The sequence below is a fragment of the Gelidibacter japonicus genome (assembly GCF_010725055.1).
Taxonomy (GTDB): Bacteria; Bacteroidota; Bacteroidia; order Flavobacteriales; family Flavobacteriaceae; genus Gelidibacter; species Gelidibacter japonicus.
The window spans coordinates 21,623-38,876 of sequence record NZ_BJKB01000006.1 but is presented as its reverse complement, the minus strand read 5'-3'; the positions used below and the strand labels follow the sequence as shown (position 1 = coordinate 38,876).

The 17,254-nt window shown below is 36.4% G+C and carries 16 protein-coding genes; 8 read left to right on the top strand and 8 right to left on the bottom strand.

Annotated elements, in window-relative coordinates; all coding sequences use genetic code 11:
* Positions 1 to 165 precede the first annotated feature (165 nt).
* The 8 genes from G6N06_RS07995 to G6N06_RS07960 all read right to left on the bottom strand — a co-directional run bounded on the left by G6N06_RS07995 (position 166) and on the right by G6N06_RS07960 (position 9,360).
* Positions 166 to 762 carry an acyltransferase gene (locus G6N06_RS07995; protein WP_163515675.1) on the bottom strand — a complete coding sequence of 199 codons (597 nt, stop codon included), beginning with the start codon at positions 760 to 762 and terminating at the stop codon, positions 166 to 168.
* Positions 763 to 1,853: 1,091 nt separating this feature from the next.
* Complete coding sequence (locus tag G6N06_RS07990; RefSeq protein ID WP_163515673.1) at positions 1,854 to 2,165, bottom strand: hypothetical protein; 312 nt, start codon at positions 2,163 to 2,165, stop codon at positions 1,854 to 1,856.
* 42 nt (positions 2,166 to 2,207) lie between these two features.
* Positions 2,208 to 4,871 (bottom strand): DNA gyrase/topoisomerase IV subunit A, encoded by a 2,664-nt coding sequence (locus G6N06_RS07985; RefSeq protein ID WP_163515671.1) that lies wholly within the window; start codon positions 4,869 to 4,871, stop codon positions 2,208 to 2,210.
* A 10-nt stretch (positions 4,872 to 4,881) separates the two neighbouring features.
* Positions 4,882 to 5,364, bottom strand: a complete 483-nt coding sequence (locus G6N06_RS07980; protein WP_163515669.1) for a hypothetical protein — start codon at positions 5,362 to 5,364, stop codon at positions 4,882 to 4,884.
* Positions 5,354 to 7,219: a DNA topoisomerase IV subunit B gene (locus G6N06_RS07975; RefSeq protein ID WP_163515667.1), complete on the bottom strand. Its 1,866-nt coding sequence runs from the start codon at positions 7,217 to 7,219 to the stop codon at positions 5,354 to 5,356. The genes G6N06_RS07980 and G6N06_RS07975 overlap by 11 nt, the downstream gene beginning before the upstream one ends.
* 150 nt (positions 7,220 to 7,369) lie before the next feature.
* On the bottom strand, positions 7,370 to 7,519 hold the full coding sequence (locus tag G6N06_RS07970) for a hypothetical protein (RefSeq protein WP_163515665.1): 150 nt from the start codon (positions 7,517 to 7,519) through the stop codon (positions 7,370 to 7,372).
* 235 nt (positions 7,520 to 7,754) lie between these two features.
* Entirely contained in the window at positions 7,755 to 8,849 is a 1,095-nt protein-coding gene (gene ychF, locus G6N06_RS07965) for a redox-regulated ATPase YchF (RefSeq protein ID WP_163515663.1), read from the bottom strand.
* Between the two features lie 157 nt (positions 8,850 to 9,006).
* Positions 9,007 to 9,360, bottom strand: coding sequence for a 4Fe-4S dicluster domain-containing protein (locus G6N06_RS07960; RefSeq protein ID WP_163515661.1), 354 nt, complete (start codon positions 9,358 to 9,360; stop codon positions 9,007 to 9,009).
* Between the two features lie 183 nt (positions 9,361 to 9,543).
* On the opposite strand from G6N06_RS07960, the gene G6N06_RS07955 reads away from it, so the two are divergent.
* The 8 genes from G6N06_RS07955 (at position 9,544) to G6N06_RS07920 (ending at position 17,230) form a co-directional block, all read left to right on the top strand.
* Positions 9,544 to 10,602, top strand: a complete 1,059-nt coding sequence (locus tag G6N06_RS07955) for an acyl-CoA reductase (protein ID WP_163515659.1) — start codon at positions 9,544 to 9,546, stop codon at positions 10,600 to 10,602.
* A gap of 75 nt (positions 10,603 to 10,677) precedes the next feature.
* Positions 10,678 to 11,742, top strand: coding sequence for a 3-phosphoserine/phosphohydroxythreonine transaminase (serC, locus tag G6N06_RS07950; RefSeq protein ID WP_163515657.1), 1,065 nt, complete (start codon positions 10,678 to 10,680; stop codon positions 11,740 to 11,742).
* A gap of 90 nt (positions 11,743 to 11,832) precedes the next feature.
* On the top strand, positions 11,833 to 12,795 hold the full coding sequence (locus G6N06_RS07945) for a D-2-hydroxyacid dehydrogenase (RefSeq protein WP_163515655.1): 963 nt from the start codon (positions 11,833 to 11,835) through the stop codon (positions 12,793 to 12,795).
* Between the two features lie 91 nt (positions 12,796 to 12,886).
* The gene (locus G6N06_RS07940) at positions 12,887 to 13,528 is read left to right on the top strand and encodes a DUF937 domain-containing protein (RefSeq protein ID WP_163515653.1); all 642 of its coding nucleotides are present in this window, start codon (positions 12,887 to 12,889) and stop codon (positions 13,526 to 13,528) included.
* 127 nt (positions 13,529 to 13,655) lie between these two features.
* Positions 13,656 to 14,087, top strand: a complete 432-nt coding sequence (locus G6N06_RS07935) for a DUF6146 family protein (RefSeq protein ID WP_163515651.1) — start codon at positions 13,656 to 13,658, stop codon at positions 14,085 to 14,087.
* Between the two features lie 34 nt (positions 14,088 to 14,121).
* Positions 14,122 to 14,619 (top strand): DUF6787 family protein, encoded by a 498-nt coding sequence (locus G6N06_RS07930; protein WP_240338011.1) that lies wholly within the window; start codon positions 14,122 to 14,124, stop codon positions 14,617 to 14,619.
* Positions 14,619 to 14,957, top strand: coding sequence for a hypothetical protein (locus tag G6N06_RS07925; RefSeq protein WP_163515648.1), 339 nt, complete (start codon positions 14,619 to 14,621; stop codon positions 14,955 to 14,957). The genes G6N06_RS07930 and G6N06_RS07925 overlap by 1 nt, the downstream gene beginning before the upstream one ends.
* A 56-nt stretch (positions 14,958 to 15,013) precedes the next feature.
* The gene (locus G6N06_RS07920; protein ID WP_163515646.1) at positions 15,014 to 17,230 is read left to right on the top strand and encodes a TonB-dependent receptor; all 2,217 of its coding nucleotides are present in this window, start codon (positions 15,014 to 15,016) and stop codon (positions 17,228 to 17,230) included.
* Positions 17,231 to 17,254 lie beyond the last annotated feature (24 nt).

Sequence of the window (17,254 nt, the reverse complement as noted above, 5' to 3'; positions counted from 1 at the left end):
ATAAGACAGTATAGTTATATGGAAATTAAATACTAAGGCAAAATAGTATAGTCGTATTAAACTGTCACCTTAAATTAGTCAACGGACAGATATAATAGTTTAACTGACTTTTGTATTATGCTGATGGCCAGAATTTAGATGGAATAAACGAGATTTTTTGCATAGTTATTTTTTGTCTTCCCATTCTTTAAGAAATTCCATTTTCTTTTGCAATAGACCTTCGGATTTTTTCCCAAGCCTCTTCAATGGATTTCCGAAATATATATTCCAAGATTCCAGATTGGTAGCCACGAGGGAGAGTGCTCCTACGGAAACCCCAGTATCTATGGTAACATTGGGAAGGATGATACTGTTAGCTCCAATTATCACATGTTCATTTAAAGTGATCTTTCCTTTTTGTATGTTTTTATATTTTTCTGGAATTGTTGAATTGGTCAAGGATTTTCCTGAATAATCGTCACTCTTGCTATAAAGTTTCACCCCTTGCGATAAGCCGCTAAAATCTTTGATTTCAACACCTCCATTAGCTAAAATATGACAATACCCACCAATATGGACATGAGAACCCAATTTTAGCCATGCATCCTTACCACTAGCAATGATACAGCAAAACGAATCTATAATGACATTGTTACCAATACTAATATTTGAAAGTCCTACGATGTTACAGTTTTTAGAAATTTTAACATTCTTTCCAAGAGATCTAAAACCAAAGGTCTTCAATTCTTCATCGTGATAATAGCCAATTTCGAATGGATTCATTTTTTCTAGTTTGTTAGGATTAGCGGGTTTATAACTTTAAATTAATTATACATTTTGATTTGATGATGGTCTAACCCTTGTACTTCCAGAAGGTTAAATTAATCTGATTACACTCCTTAATCAGATCTTTACAATTGTTGGTCTTTTAAATTAAATAAACCAAAAAAAAACTGTAACAAAATTGCTATCACCTAGTCTAAAACAATCGTAAAAGAATTTGAAAAAAGCAATTCTGTAAAAATGTCAAAATTATAATGTTCAAAGTATCAAAGCTACAAAATTTAGTTCGTGATTTATTGATAAATATTTAAAAAAGACTGCTCCTTGGACTGCTTCTTTACTATCCAAGACATCTCTATACACACAAACAAATACTTTATGGCACAACCTCATTGACTTAAGCAATGAAGCTGTAAAGTCATTAGTGAACACATTGATATTCAACAAATAATTTTAATGCGAAGTGAAAAATAATCACAACGTATCTTACATACATTCACTAAGGTAAATGCTTTTACTCTTGAAATACTATTAATTACGTTGCAGCATTATTAACCACTGGTTGTAATTTAACTTTGCTAAAACTTAGGAGAGTTCAAATATAAGGAATTTGTTTTAATTCAAAAATAATCCACCTAATCCTTTTCAAAGTATCTTTTAGGAGGTAGTTAGGATTCGTAACCAAAAAATAGAACTCAATATTGATTGATGAAAGACTGTTTTTCTACATACAATAAATATGTAATTCCGAATCACGACCAGCACGCTAATGATTTATGATTTTTAAATATCTTCGACCGTTTTTAACTGTGCAGATGAAAAAAAACCGTTGGCAAAATAAAGAAAAACAATACCCGTTCTCGGTAGGAGAGTCAAGTTTACAAAAAGTAACAGAAGATGACGTGATCGAGTTGTCAAATCAAAAGAAATAATTACAAACATTTAAGAGATAGAAACGGATTGATATCATTCTATAAACCTTTTCTAAGCAGATGGATCGGGGTATAAAAATTAATTGTTGAAGAAAGAATACATTAGGGAAAATACAGTTATCAATAAAAACCAAAACAGCATTCCCAGCCGTTTGGCTTTTACTGATTGTTCCAGTTTTTTGCTAAACCATACTTTTTATAACGTTCAGATTCAGATAGTGACAAGTGGTCATCACGCCATCTCGGTCTTGGAGTGAAAAATGGAAAAACAAAACATATCAGATATTCCTGAGGGGATAAAGGTTGATCAATACGTTTTTGCTGAATAGCCTTATACGTGCGATAATCGGCTTCAATCTTCACAAGTTGTTGCAAGGTCAGCCTTCTGGAATCAAGCTCCAGATTCAACTCCTCAACTGAAAACTGGTCAGAGCCGTTAGTAATGGCATCGTACAATTCTATATTTGTCAACCTGTAAATTTTCTTACCTGTCACATGTTATATAAACATAAATTAAAACAACTTCCCCTGCCCATTTTCTTCAGCCTGGTTGTCGTCATCAGAATTGTTGTCTGAACTAGACTTAGGAGCATTAGTAGTTTTGTTTCCTGAAATATCATCTTCATCAACAACTTCAATCTCTTCAGCTGGTACTTCTTCAGGAGCTTCGTAAGGCAAAGGCTCCAACAAGCTAATTTGGTTGACCTTTTCCCTAGTCAATTGATTGCCCAAAGCCGTAATACCTTTGATACTTATAAATTCTTCAAGGTTGACTTCCAAATTGTCCTTTCTATCCTTACCACGCTCCTTTGTAAACTCCACTTCGACCATAGGTTTCCAATCGGTTGAGACGATTTCCAAATGCGATTTTGGATGTTCAGAGATAAACATTTCCTCTTTACCTTCATGTTCAACAAGAAAACGTTTCACATAATAGCGCTCTTTTTCACCATCAAAATAAATGGCAGAAATGGGTTTTTTAGGAATCCATTTCTCCAAAACAATCATGTCATTATCAAATCTCGTTGTCAATTCTGGCAAAATAGTTTTTAAAACCCCCGACTGGCTGATAATCAAGAGGCGATCTTCACCTCTAAACTCTCCAATCAGCTCGCCTCTCCCATCCACATTTAATCGCTGTACAGCATCATCAAACCAGATTTTTCTAGGTTTTAAGGTGGAAATTCCTTTTTCTTTAAGCTCAATCTTTTTGATGGGATATTTGGTCACGCGGTTTCCTTTAGAGTTTCGTCCTTTGATGAGAATATCCGCAAAACCAAGATCCCATTTCAATTTTTTGACACTCCCGGCCTGTCTGAGATAGACCGTAATCACTTCTGCTTCACCATTTGGATTAGATGAAAAATACCACACTGTAGAGCCTTTGCTACCATTGGTTAAGTCATATTCACGATCACGGGTGACACCCAAAACAGAAAAGCGTTTTACATATGATGGACCTTTCGCCCCATCTCGATAAATCATATTATAAATGGTACGCTTGTCTTTCCTGTTAAAAACTTCAACATTGATAATATCTTTTCCAACAAAGGTTTTGGCATCCACTTTGGTAACCATCATTTTACCATCCCTTGTAAATACAATAATATCATCAATATCACTGCAATCACACACATACTCATCTCTTTTAAGAGATGTACCAATAAAGCCTTCTGCCCTATTTACGTAAAGTTTTGTGTTTCTGATGACCACTTTTGTGGCATCGACATCGTCAAACAAACGAATTTCGGTCAAACGTTCTCTTCCTTTGCCATATTCTTTTTTAAGTCGTGTAAAATAGGCAATGGCATAGTCCACTAAATGTGTCAAATCATGTTTGACTTGAGCAATTTGTTCTTCGAGAGCATCAATTTTTTGTTGTGCTTTGTCAATATCAAATTTTGAAATACGCTTGATACGAATTTCCGTTAAGCGCTCAATATCTTCAGTGGTAATGGTGCGTCTTAAATGCTTGATGTGTGGTTGAAGCCCTTTGTCGATTGCTGTTATTACACCCTCCCAAGTCTCTTCCTCTTCAATATCACGATAAATCCTGTTTTCTATAAAAATCCGTTCTAAAGACGCAAAATGCCACTGCTCTTCAAGTTCATCGAGTTTTATCTCAAGGTTAAGCTTTAAAAGCTGAACGGTCTTATCAGTGGAATGACGCAACATTTCAGAAACACCTACAAATAGGGGCTTATTGTCCTCTATTACACAGCCCAACGGAGAGATTGAAACTTCACAATTGGTAAATGCATATAGAGCGTCGATGGTTTTGTCAGGTGAAATCCCAGAAGGCAGATGTACCAAAATCTCCACCTCCGCAGCTGTATTATCTTCGATCTTACGGATTTTGATCTTGCCCTTATCATTCGCCTTCAATATAGAATCAATCAACGACGAGGTGTTGGTGCTAAACGGAATCTCATTAATGACCAAAGTATTTTTATCCATTTGTGAGATTTTCGCCCTAACGCGAATTTTTCCGCCACGCATTCCATCTTTATAGTCCGTGACATCAATGATTCCTGCTGTAGGAAAGTCAGGATAAATAGTGAATTTTTTTCCGTTGAGATGTTTAATGGACGCATCAATCAGTTCTACAAAATTATGGGGCAATATTTTTGTAGAAAGTCCGACGGCAATTCCCTCACCTCCTTGCGCCAATAATAATGGAAACATGACAGGAAGATTGATAGGCTCTTTTCGTCTACCATCATAAGAAGCCTGCCATTCTGTAATTTTCGGATTAAAAACTACATCCAAGGCAAATTTCGACAACCGAGCTTCAATATAACGGGGAGCTGCAGCACTGTCTCCTGTCAAAATATTGCCCCAGTTACCTTGGGTATCAATAAGTAAATCTTTTTGACCAATCTGCACCATGGCATCTGCAATACTGGCATCGCCATGTGGATGGTACTGCATGGTATGGCCTACAATATTGGCTACTTTATTATAACGTCCATCATCCAAGTCTTTCATTGATTGCATAATTCGGCGCTGAACAGGCTTGAATCCGTCTTCAATTGCAGGAACCGCTCGTTCAAGAATAACGTAGGAAGCGTAGTCCAAAAACCAATCTTTAAACATTCCGGTAACTCTTGTAATGGTTTCATTACTGCCGTTTCCCTGAAGGTTTTCCTCTTCATTATGTATGTGATCTTCTTCCAATTTAAGGTGTTTAATTAGTAGGTTTTAAATTTTCTTTAATCATTTTGCTTAGCGATTGTCTAATATATCGCCTTTTTCTTTTAGTGACCAAGGTTACATTAAAGGTCTCTTTTTTGGTATGGCCTTTTGAATTTTTTATATAAAGCGTCAAACTTTTATAGATGAAATAATTTTTGAATTTAAAGGCTACCAGTCGCGATTTATCAAATTCCAATAAATGCTCTCTGTAATTAAAATAGTCTGATAATAAAAGTCCTTTATTGATCACAATCACCTTAATTCCGTCACTATCGTATTCAAAATATTTTGAAACGGCATGCACAGAAAAGAACAGGATCAAGAACCCCACAAGAATCAGAAGAAATGTTAATATTGGATTCGATGTCAAGTGACTGAATGCACTGAACACTGTGGCCAGAAAGATGGCAAACACGATCAGTATAAAATAAACTGATATAATTATATTTTTAACCTTAGAATTATTAGTTCTCATGAACCTCCTCCACTATATCTAATTCTACCTTAAGATTATCAATAATAAACTCTTGCCTGTCTGGTGTGTTTTTGCCCATATAAAACTCAAGTAAAGCATCAATGGACATATCTTTATCGAGCATAACGGGATCCAAACGAATACCCTCTCCGATAAAATTGACGAATTCGTCCGGCGAGATTTCACCAAGACCTTTAAATCGGGTAATTTCAGGTTTTGGTTTCAATTTTTCGATAGCATCACGACGCTCTTGTTCAGAATAACAGTAAATAGTCTCCTTTTTGTTTCTTACCCTGAATAAAGGGGTTTGCAGAATATATAAATGACCTTCCTTGATCAGCTCTGGAAAGAATTGTAAAAAGAAGGTAATCAGCAACAAACGAATATGCATGCCATCCACATCAGCATCTGTTGCAATGACTATGTTGTTATAACGTAAGTCCTCAATAGATTCCTCAATGTTTAATGCTGCTTGTAAGAGATTGAATTCTTCATTTTCATAAACAATTTTCTTGCTCATGCCATAGGAATTCAAAGGCTTACCCCTTAAACTGAAAACAGCTTGAGTGTTGACATCTCTTGACTTTGTTATACTTCCGGAAGCAGAGTCGCCTTCTGTAATAAATAAGGTGGATTCTAAATACCGATCATTTTTAGTATCCCCAAAATGTACCCGGCAATCACGCAATTTTTTATTGTGCAAATTGGCTTTTTTAGCCCTATCTTTTGCGAGTTTCCTAATTCCTGACAGCTCTTTCCGTTCACGTTCAGCTTGAAGGATTTTGCGTAGAATTTTATCAGCAGTTTCCGGATTCTTGTGTAAAAAGTTATCCAGATGCGTTTTAACAAAGTCGTTGACGTAGGTCCTTACCGTTGGCAAATCGCCTCCCATATCTGTGGAACCCAATTTGGTTTTGGTCTGACTTTCAAACACTGGTTCCATAACTTTTATGGCTACTGCTGTAACCACGGATTTTCGAATATCAGAAGGGTCAAAATTTTTACCGTAAAACTCTCTTATGGTTCTGACCAAAGCTTCACGATACGCCGCTAAATGCGTTCCGCCTTGTGTTGTGTTCTGTCCATTCACAAAAGAATGGTATTCTTCACTATATTGGGTTTTAGAATGAGTTAAAGCAATTTCTATATCATCTCCCTTAAGATGGATAATTGGGTAGGCCATATCAGACTCATTGATATTTTCCTCCAACAAATCCTTTAAGCCATTTTCACTATAATATTTTTCACCGTTAAAAACAATGGTCAAACCTGTGTTCAGATACACATAATTTTTGAGCATTTTTTCAACATATTCATTTCGATACTTATATTTTTTAAAGATAGCTTCATCTGGAACGAAAGAGACTTTTGTACCTTTTCTTCTTGATGTATCGTCCAACAATTCCTGATTGATGAGATTCCCTTGTGAAAATTCTGCAGACGCAGATTTGTTTTCCCGTGTGGATTCTACACGGAAAAAATTGGACAGGGCATTTACAGCCTTCGTACCAACTCCGTTAAGTCCGACTGATTTTTTAAATGCTTTGGAATCATATTTCCCTCCAGTATTCATTTTGGAAACGACATCTACCACTTTTCCTAAAGGAATACCACGGCCGTAATCACGCACAATCACCTTATTCCCTTGAATAGAAATTTCAATGGTCTTACCCGCCCCCATGACATACTCATCAATGGAGTTATCCAAAACTTCTTTTAGAAGGATATAGATACCATCATCAGGTGACGAGCCGTCACCAAGTTTACCAATATACATACCAGGACGCATACGTATATGCTCTTTCCAATCGAGCGAACGTATATTATCTTCGGTATAGGCAGTTTCTTGAGACATAAAAGTGTGAAAAATTTAGATAGGTTGCTAATATAACATTTCGTCATAAAACTTAAGAACACAAGGTACTAAAGTAATTAACAAAGTTTTTAAAAATTGAAATGGAAGATTGAACCAGAATGCATGAAGAATCCAATTCAACGCAATATTTTAGCTTTTACTCTTAAATGTAAAGTATAAAATAGGTACTATAAGAATTGCCAAGGCAATAATTAATGAGGTTATAAACACGAATTTAAAAACATAGTAAAGCAACACAAAAAAGATGATTGCTGCCGCAAGCCATAATACAATTTTCATAAAATTTCAATTTTTATCGATTTAAAGATAAGGATAAAATTGGTGATTAATGAAATTAATACAAATGCCGTGGCAATGACTGCTTGCTTTCACAATTTAATTTGATGAAGGTCCGCTAAAAGTTTAATGAAAACAACATTAAAAATTTTGTTTTCGAACCATTTCAATAACCATAAAGCTCCACAAGGACAAAGGACAGTAATCATAATCTTTTAAACCATATGAGTACGTCTTCTTACACATTAAACAAGAAATGCATCACATCGCCATCCTTAACGACATAATTCTTTCCTTCTACCCTCATTTTCCCTGCTTCCTTGGCCTTGGCTTCACTACCTAAGTTTGAAAAATCCTCAAAGGCAATAACCTCCGCTCTGATAAAGCCTTTTTCGAAGTCTGTGTGAATAACGCCTGCCGCTTGTGGTGCTGTTGCACCAACATCAATCGTCCAGGCTCGTACCTCTTTAACTCCAGCGGTGAAATATGTTTGTTGCTTTAAAAGTTTATATGCCGATCGGATCAACTTTGAAGATCCTGGTTCATCCAGACCAATGTCCTGCAAGAACATCTGACGCTCTTCATAACTGTCCAATTCCGTAATATCGGCTTCAGTTCCAACAGCTAAGACTAATATTTCAGCATTTTCATCTTTAACAGCTTCTCTGACCTTTTCAACGTAAGCATTACCTGTTACTGCAGAATCTTCGTCCACGTTGCACACATACATGACCGGTTTATCTGTGATAAACTGTGAGGGTTTAACAAATTCCTCGTAATCATCCTTATCAAATTCTAAAGCTCTCACTGAAATCCCTGCCTCTAAAGCTGTTTTTATTTTTATCAAAACCGCTTCTTCTTTCTGAGCTTCTTTATTGCCTGTTTTTGCGGCACGTTTTACTTTTTCTAATTTTTTATCAGCAGTTTCCAAATCCTTCAACTGAAGCTCCATATCAATGGTTTCCTTGTCTCTAATCGGATTGACACTGCCATCCACATGCACAATATTATCATTGTCAAAACAACGTAACACATGTAGAATTGCATCGGTTTCTCTTATGTTTGCCAAAAACTGATTTCCGAGACCTTCACCTTTACTAGCACCTTTTACCAAGCCAGCAATATCCACTATCTCTACGGTAGCTGGTTGTACCCGTACAGGTTTTACCAAAGCTTCTAGCCGCTCCAAGCGAGGATCTGGAACATTTACAATGCCAATATTTGGCTCAATCGTACAAAACGGAAAGTTGGCACTTTGCGCTTTAGCATTAGATAAACAGTTAAAAAGGGTCGATTTCCCTACGTTTGGCAATCCTACAATTCCGGCTTTCATTGAAAAACTTATTTTCATTCCCGCAACGGCGGGAATCTCATTAAATAAAATGGCAATTTTTTTGCGACTGCAAATTTAGTTAATTATCTGGATTATTTGCACAAAAAAATCCCAAGCAATACTTGAGATTTTTAAATCTATACTATTTCCGTTTTAATTAGCCTTCCGGATGCATAAAACGTTGTTTAGCCAAAAGTTGCTCTTCAGTTTCCATGTGTTCGTCGTCTGGAACACAACAATCCACAGGGCATACCGCAGCACATTGAGGCTCCTCATGAAAACCTTTACACTCCGTACATTTACTCGGAACTATATAATAAATTTCATCACTAATAGGTTCTTGAGACTCATCAGCATCAACCTCCTCTCCACTAGGAAGCACCACTTTGCCTCTTAAACTGGTCCCGTCTTTATATCTCCAATCATCGGCACCTTCATATATAGCGGTATTTGGGCACTCTGGCTCGCAAGCACCGCAATTAATACATTCATCTGTTATTATAATTGCCATAGCGTCTTTTCATTAAAAATTTTAACCGTAGAAAAAGTGATGAGATTTTATAGGTTTTAAAGTGATTTCATTGATTTTTAGAACCTTTTAGAAAAAGTGTGACTTAAACAAATCTCGTTCATTTCATTTTTCTAACTTTGCGATGCAAAAATAACGCCAAAACTATTCATAACCAAATACAGAATGGATTTACAGCAAAGAATTAACGCATTCGCAAAACTGGGAGAATTTATAGAACAATTTTCAACGGAAGGCTTCAAAAAAAATGAGAAGGTCAATGCCAATGCCTTATTTTTTGATGGGTTTAAACATCAAATCAAATTGGCGCATGAGCACAACGGCTGGTTCACCCAAGAGAACATTGCATTTTCCTTAAGTGGATGGTCCAAATTATTGAAAAAGAACACCATTGAAAATTGGCTGGAAAAGTATAATCTTAATCATATTTCTCCTAAAAAAGTGGCTATTGTTATGGCAGGAAACATTCCTTTGGTTGGTTTCCACGATTTCTTATCTGTCCTTATTTGTGGCCATGAGGTTATTGTAAAACAGTCTTCAAACGACAAACATCTACTTCCCTACTTGGCAAAGTATTTAGAGCATCTTGAACCTGGGTTTAGGGACAAAATTACTTTTACAGAAGAAAAGCTATCTGATTTTGATGCTGTCATCGCTACCGGAAGTGACAATACCGCTCGTTATTTTGAACACTATTTTAAGAACAAAGCGTCGATTATCAGAAAGAACAGAAACTCTGTAGCCATATTGACAGGAAAGGAGACCGAAAAAGAACTCAAAGCACTTTCAGAAGATATTTTCAGGTATTACGGTTTAGGCTGTAGAAACGTCTCTAAGTTATTTGTACCCAAAGATTACGAATTTGATGCCTTCTTTAATGGCGTTTATGATTGGCATCCTATCATCCATCAAAATAAATATGCCAATAATTATGATTACAATAAAGCTGTTTATTTGATGAGCGAATTTGATTTGTTGGAAAACGGATTTTTAATGCTCAAGCAGGACGCTAGTTATGGCTCCCCAATTGCAACCTTGTTTTACGAGTACTATAACGATATAGATGACCTAAAATCCTTGTTAAACGAAAACAAAAACAATATCCAATGTGTGGTATCTAAAGGGATTACGGAAGATTCAGTCGCTTTTGGACAGACCCAACACCCACATCTGTGGGACTATGCTGACAATGTTGACACAATTGCATTTTTGTTAAAAATATAGTTGATAAATTATCAATTTCTTACCATCAATTCCCTTTGAATTTAGCACCTTTGTATCTTTCAAAAACCAAAAACGATGAAAACACACAATTTTAGCGCTGGACCTTCAATTTTACCTCAAGAGGTTCTTAAAAAAGCATCCGAGGCTGTTGTTGAATATAATGGGATAGGACTTTCCTTATTGGAAATTTCTCATAGAAGCAAACACTTTGTAGATGTTATGGAAAACGCCAGAGCTTTAGCTTTGGAATTGTTGGGTCTTGAAGGGAAAGGTTATAAAGCTCTGTTCTTGCAAGGTGGTGCGAGCACACAATTTATCATGGTCGCCCTGAACTTACTAGAAAAGCGTGCTGGCTATTTAAATACAGGAACTTGGAGTGAAAATGCAATTAAAGAGGCCAAAATTTATGATGATATTTATGAAGTTGCTTCTTCCAAGGATGCCGGATATAATTATATTCCTAAAGGATATTCGATTCCTGAGGATTATGATTATTTCCATTGTACTTCCAACAATACAATTTTTGGAACACAAATAAAACAGTTTCCCAATTCGCCAATTCCGATGGTATGTGATATGAGCAGTGATATATTTTCTCGTCAATTGGATTTCTCTCAATTTGACCTCATTTATGCCGGTGCCCAAAAAAACATGGGTCCAGCAGGAACTACTTTAGTAGTGGTCAAAGAGGATATTTTGGGCAAAGTATCTCGCAAAATCCCTTCCATCATGGATTATAAAGTTCAAATTGCCAAAAGCAGCATGTTCAACACACCTCCTGTTTTTGCAGTATATACCTCTATGCTGACCTTAGAATGGCTTAAAAACTTAGGTGGGATAAAAGCCATTGAAAAAGTAAATGAAATGAAAGCGCGAGTGATCTATTCAGAGATAGACCTCAATCCTTTATTCAAAGGTTATGCGGTTAAAGAGGATCGTTCAAATATGAATGCCACCTTTAATTTGGTCAACGACGATTTGAAGGATACCTTTGAGACCATGTTAAAAGAAGCTGGAATTAGTGGATTGAACGGACACAGAAGTGTTGGAGGCTATAGAGCTTCCATGTACAACGCCTTGCCTTTAGATAGCGTTAAGGCTCTTGTGGAAGTGATGAGCGAATTGGAAACAAAAGCATAAGACAACCTTCGGTTGACAGCCTGCTTAGATTAAGAATTAAATATTAACAAAAGAATTTCCTACTTTGGTGGGAATAAAAAATAATTTTTCATGAAAGTATTAGCAAACGATGGAATTTCTCAAAGTGGAATTGAAGCATTAAATGCAGAAGGATTTGAAGTGATTACGACTACCGTAGCCCAAGAACAATTAATCAATTATATCAATGAAAAGAATATTGATGTCCTGTTGGTTAGAAGTGCTACCAAAGTTAGAAAAGATCTTATAGACGCCTGTCCAAATCTTAAGATTATAGGACGTGGTGGCGTAGGAATGGATAATATTGATGTGGAATACGCACGCAGCAAAAACCTGCATGTTATCAATACTCCTGCAGCCTCATCGCAGTCTGTTGCAGAATTGGTGTTTGCACATTTATTTGGCGGTGTAAGATTTTTATATGATGCCAATAGAAACATGCCTTTAGATGGTGATTCGAAATTCAATACTCTTAAAAAGAATTACGCCCAAGGCAAGGAATTGCGTGGCAAAACCTTAGGTATTGTTGGTTTTGGACGTATTGGACGTGAAGTTGCCAAGATTGCGTTAGGTGTAGGAATGAAAGTGATAGCAAGTGATAAATTTGTTGGGAAAGCAACCATCAAAGTTGAATTTTATAATGGTCAATTTATCAATGTTGAAATTGAGACCCAACCAATGAAGGACATCCTTAAACATTCGGATTTCATTACGTTACACGTTCCTGCCCAAGACAATTACGTGATTGGAGAAAAGCAATTTTCACAAATGAAAGATGGCGTAGGAATAGTCAATGCCGCCCGAGGAGGTGTCATTGATGAAGTTGCACTAGTAAAGGCTATTGATAGCGGAAAAGTGGCCTTTGCAGGCTTAGATACTTTTGAAAGCGAACCAACGCCAGCAATTAAAGTGCTCATGAATGGCAAAATGTCATTGACACCTCATATTGGTGCAGCTACCAATGAAGCCCAAGATAGAATTGGAACAGAATTGGCATCCCAAATTGTCAGTATTTTAAAAACTGAAAATGTATAAATTTTAAGATCTTTAGATAAAAATGCTTGCCATACAGTGTATTGCAAGCATTTTTTGTATTTTAACAGCTCAAATTTAAATCAAAACAACTATGTCTGGAATTTTGGATCTTTTAAACAGTGATCTTGGAAAATCAATTGTCAGTGGGGTTGCTGGTCAAACGAATCAGCCACAAAACAAAACACACGAAGTCTTAACCATGGCAATGCCCGTTCTAATGGCTGCTATGCAACGTAATGCTGCATCACCAAAAGGTGCAGAAGGCTTGCTTAGCGCATTAAACAGTAAACATGATGGCAGTATCTTAAGCAATCTTAGCAGTTTGTTTGAAGGTGGCGTGGATGATAAGGTCATGGCAGATGGAAGTAAAATTTTAGGACATGTGCTCGGCAATAAACAAAGTAATGTAGAAAAAGCAATTGGCGCTAAGTCTGGAATGGACGCAGGATCCGTCGCACAAATTTTAAAAGTAGCTGCTCCAATTTTAATGGGCATGTTGGGCAATCAAGCCAAACAACAAAACGTCAATAATCCAAGTGGACTTGAAGGACTTTTGAGTGGACTTTTAAAGGGTAATTCACCACAAAACGAACAAAGCTTTCTTGAATCTATACTCGACGCCAACAATGATGGAAGTATCATAGATGATGTTGCAGGTATGGTTTTGGGAGGCAATAAGAAGAAAGGTGGCCTTGGAGGTCTCATTGGAGGTTTGTTTGGAGGAAAAAATTAAACCAGAGATAAATTATAAAATCATTTAAGAAAGTCGTGTTCCTAAGAACGCGGCTTTTTTTGTTAAAATCAATAAAATTACATTTATTGGGCATGAATTTTGTAACTTTTAAAGAAAATAAAATGTTATGAAAACAATTGTCACACTTCTATTTTTAGGACTTTTCATGGTCTCGTGCAATAGTTCTAAACCATCCACCATGATGGCTTCAAACGTAAACAACAAAGAACAAGATACCGTCAGAATTGTCAATGATTCCTTGGAATATGAAATACTTATTATCGAACCAGGATTCAACTCTTGGCTTGCTTCCACCGCAAAACCTGAAGGTTACTATTCACAAGAATATATGGAAGCCCGAAATAGACAATATGTTTTGGAATGGAACCAACGCGTAATGCAACCTTTACGTTACAATAGCAAGCTGTACGAGGCTCCAATTGACTATCAGCCGCATATTGATTATGGTTATGAGGTCAATTATAAGTTATATAATTACTTCATTTACTTTCAGTTAACCTATAAGCAAAGATTAGGGCCTTTTACTCCTCGGATTTAAAAGAATTTGAAGTATCTTCGCATCGCAAAAAAATATGATGGATAATTTCAAGAAAAATTGGCAAATACAGCATAACTGGCAGTTGCTTTTTCCTGTTTTGGGTATTTTTATTTTAGGGTATTGTTCGTACAGATTGGCAGATGTTATTGTTGGAAATATTAACTTGTTTTTAGTAATAATAGCTTCGGTTGTTCTATTTTCTCTGCTTTTAAGACTGACCTTATTCTTATTTAAAAAACTTGAAAAAAAATGGATCTTAAAATATCGATGGGAGATGATTCGGGTATTCATAGTTTTTTCAATTACTGGGTCATCATCGGTTTTTATTGGAAAGCCCATTATGGCACTTATCGGAATTACAAAAGATAACTTAAACACAACCGTTTACTGGGTTTTATATATTATTGTAGGACTCATTTTTTATCAAATCATGTTGATCTTTTTTGGATGGCTGTTTGGTCAGTTTAAATTTTTCTGGGAGTTTGAAAAGAAAATGTTTAGCAGATTTGGATTCAAAAAATTCTTAAACTAATGAGTTTTTTAAGAGAGCATATCCTATTTAAAAGTTTGACACTCATTTTGGTCTTGACTTTTCTGTTGCCTTCTGCCGTAAAATTCATGCACATTTTTGAAACGCATAAACACGAAGTGTGTTATGGCGAATCTGATGCACATTTCCATACCTTGGATGTTGATTGCGAGTTTTATAAGTTTAAACTCAACATTCCATTTACCATTCCCGAAAATCTTGCTACTTTAATTGTCTATCCCGAAGTCCCTATTTTCAACACCAAAGAATATGACTTTCTCAGTGAATTCCAAAGACTTCATTTTACTCGTCGAGGCCCTCCTATGATTAATTTAATCTAATCTCATCTGAAATTAATTCAGACAGTATTTTTATTAAATTAATCTTATACATTCATATGAAACATTTATTCAATGTATTGCTCTTATTAGCAATACCATCTATTTACGCACAAAACAGTTTAAAAGGCAGCGTAGTTGACAAGAGCACCAATGAACCACTAATTTTTGCAAATATCTACATACCACATCTCGAAAAAGGGACCACCACCGATTTTGAAGGTCATTTTAAACTCACCAATATACCTAATGGCACCTTCCCAATTGTAGTGTCCATAATGGGTTATGAAACACTTTCACAAAACATAACCTTTCCGTCCGCCGAGCAGTTAAATTTAGCGCTGATACCATCTGCAATTGAAATGGAGGAAATCATCATCTCGACACCTTTTCATAAATTGCAAAGTGAAAATGTAATGAAGGTAGAACGCAAAACGATTGCCAATTTAAAATCAAAAGGCGCGGTCACGTTAGCTGATGGCATCACGACAATTGCCGGTGTAGAAAGCATCACAACAGGCGTCAGCATTGGTAAACCTGTCATTAGAGGCTTAAGCTCTAACCGTGTATTGGTGTACACACAAGGCGTAAGATTGGAAAACCAACAATTTGGCGACGAACATGGACTCGGATTAAGTGATGCTGGAATTGAAAGTGTGGAAGTCATAAAGGGCCCAGCTTCCTTACTTTATGGAAGTGATGCGCTTGGTGGAGTCCTTTATTTGAATCCCGAACGGTTCGCACAAGCCAATACCAACAAAGCAGATGCTAGTTATAACTATTTCAGCAACACCAAAGGTTTTAATACGGACGCAGGTTTTAAAACATCTGGCGATAATTTCAAATTCTTATTCAGGGGTAGTCTTGCCGAACATTCCGATTACAATACTGCAGACTACAGAGTGACCAACAGTCGGTTCAGAGAACAGGATTTTAAAACCGGATTGGGATATCAAAAATCTGGTTTCAAAACCGAACTTCGCTATAATATCAACAACTCAAAGCTCGGAATTCCTGGGGAACTCGGAGAACAAACCACAAACAAAACACCATTATTGCCTTTTCAAGAAGTGACCAATCATGTGTTGAGCTCAAAATCGACTGTGTTTCTCAAAAATTCTAGTTTCGACATCAGCTTAGGCTTACTTTATAATGATAGAAAAGAATTTGAAGACCACCATCATAATAATGGCGGCAATAATCATGAAGATCATCAAGATCATGAGCATTTGGAAGCTGCACTCCATATGAAATTGAAGACTTTCAATTATGATGTGAAATATAATTTGCCAACTCTTGGCAAGTTTGAAACTATTGTGGGCGTTCAGGGCATGAGCCAAAGTAATAACAACTACGGCGAAGAACAATTAATTCCGGATGCCATAACCAACGACTTTGGCATTCTTGCCACCTCACATATCCATTTTGAAAATTCTGATATTCAAATCGGAGCCCGTTTTGACCACCGGACCATTGATGTGATTTCGGGATTAAATAAAGAATTTTCGAGCTTTAATGGTGCTCTTGGATACAAAACAAGAATTTTTGAAAAAATTACTTCAAGAATTAATTTCGCCTCAGGTTATCGCGCTCCAAATTTGGCCGAACTCACCTCTGATGGTACTCATGAAGGAACGAACCGCTATGAAATTGGAAACGAAAATCTTGAAAACGAACAAAATTTCCAAGCGGATTTAGCTTTGGAATACAAAAGCGAACATATTGAGGTTTTTGCCAATGCTTTTTACAACAAGGTAAACAATTATATTTTTATCTCACCAAACGGGGAATTTATTGAAAATACTCCTGTATACAACTATTTACAGGATGATGCCAATTTGTACGGTGGCGAAATTGGATTACATCTGCATCCACATCCATTAGATTGGCTACACCTTGAAAGTAGTTTTGAAATAGTCACTGGAAAACAAAAGAATGACCGCTATTTACCACTCATCCCTGCCAACTCCCTATCCAATACGCTCAGAGTGGAGTTCGACACAAAGTCTGTTAAAAACCTGTATGGATTCATTAGATTGAATACGTATTTCAAACAAAATAATGTCAGTGGGTTTGAGACATCTACTGACGGTTACAATCTTTTAGGCGCAGGTTTTGGGGGGTCTGTCAATCTTTTTGAAAACAATCTGGACATTAGAATTTCTGGGAGCAACCTGACAGACAAATCCTATATCAATCACTTATCGCGATTAAAATCGGATGGGATCTATAATATTGGACGCAATATCAGCGTAGGACTGACCTACACCTTATAAAATTAAAAATCCCTTTCAGCATTT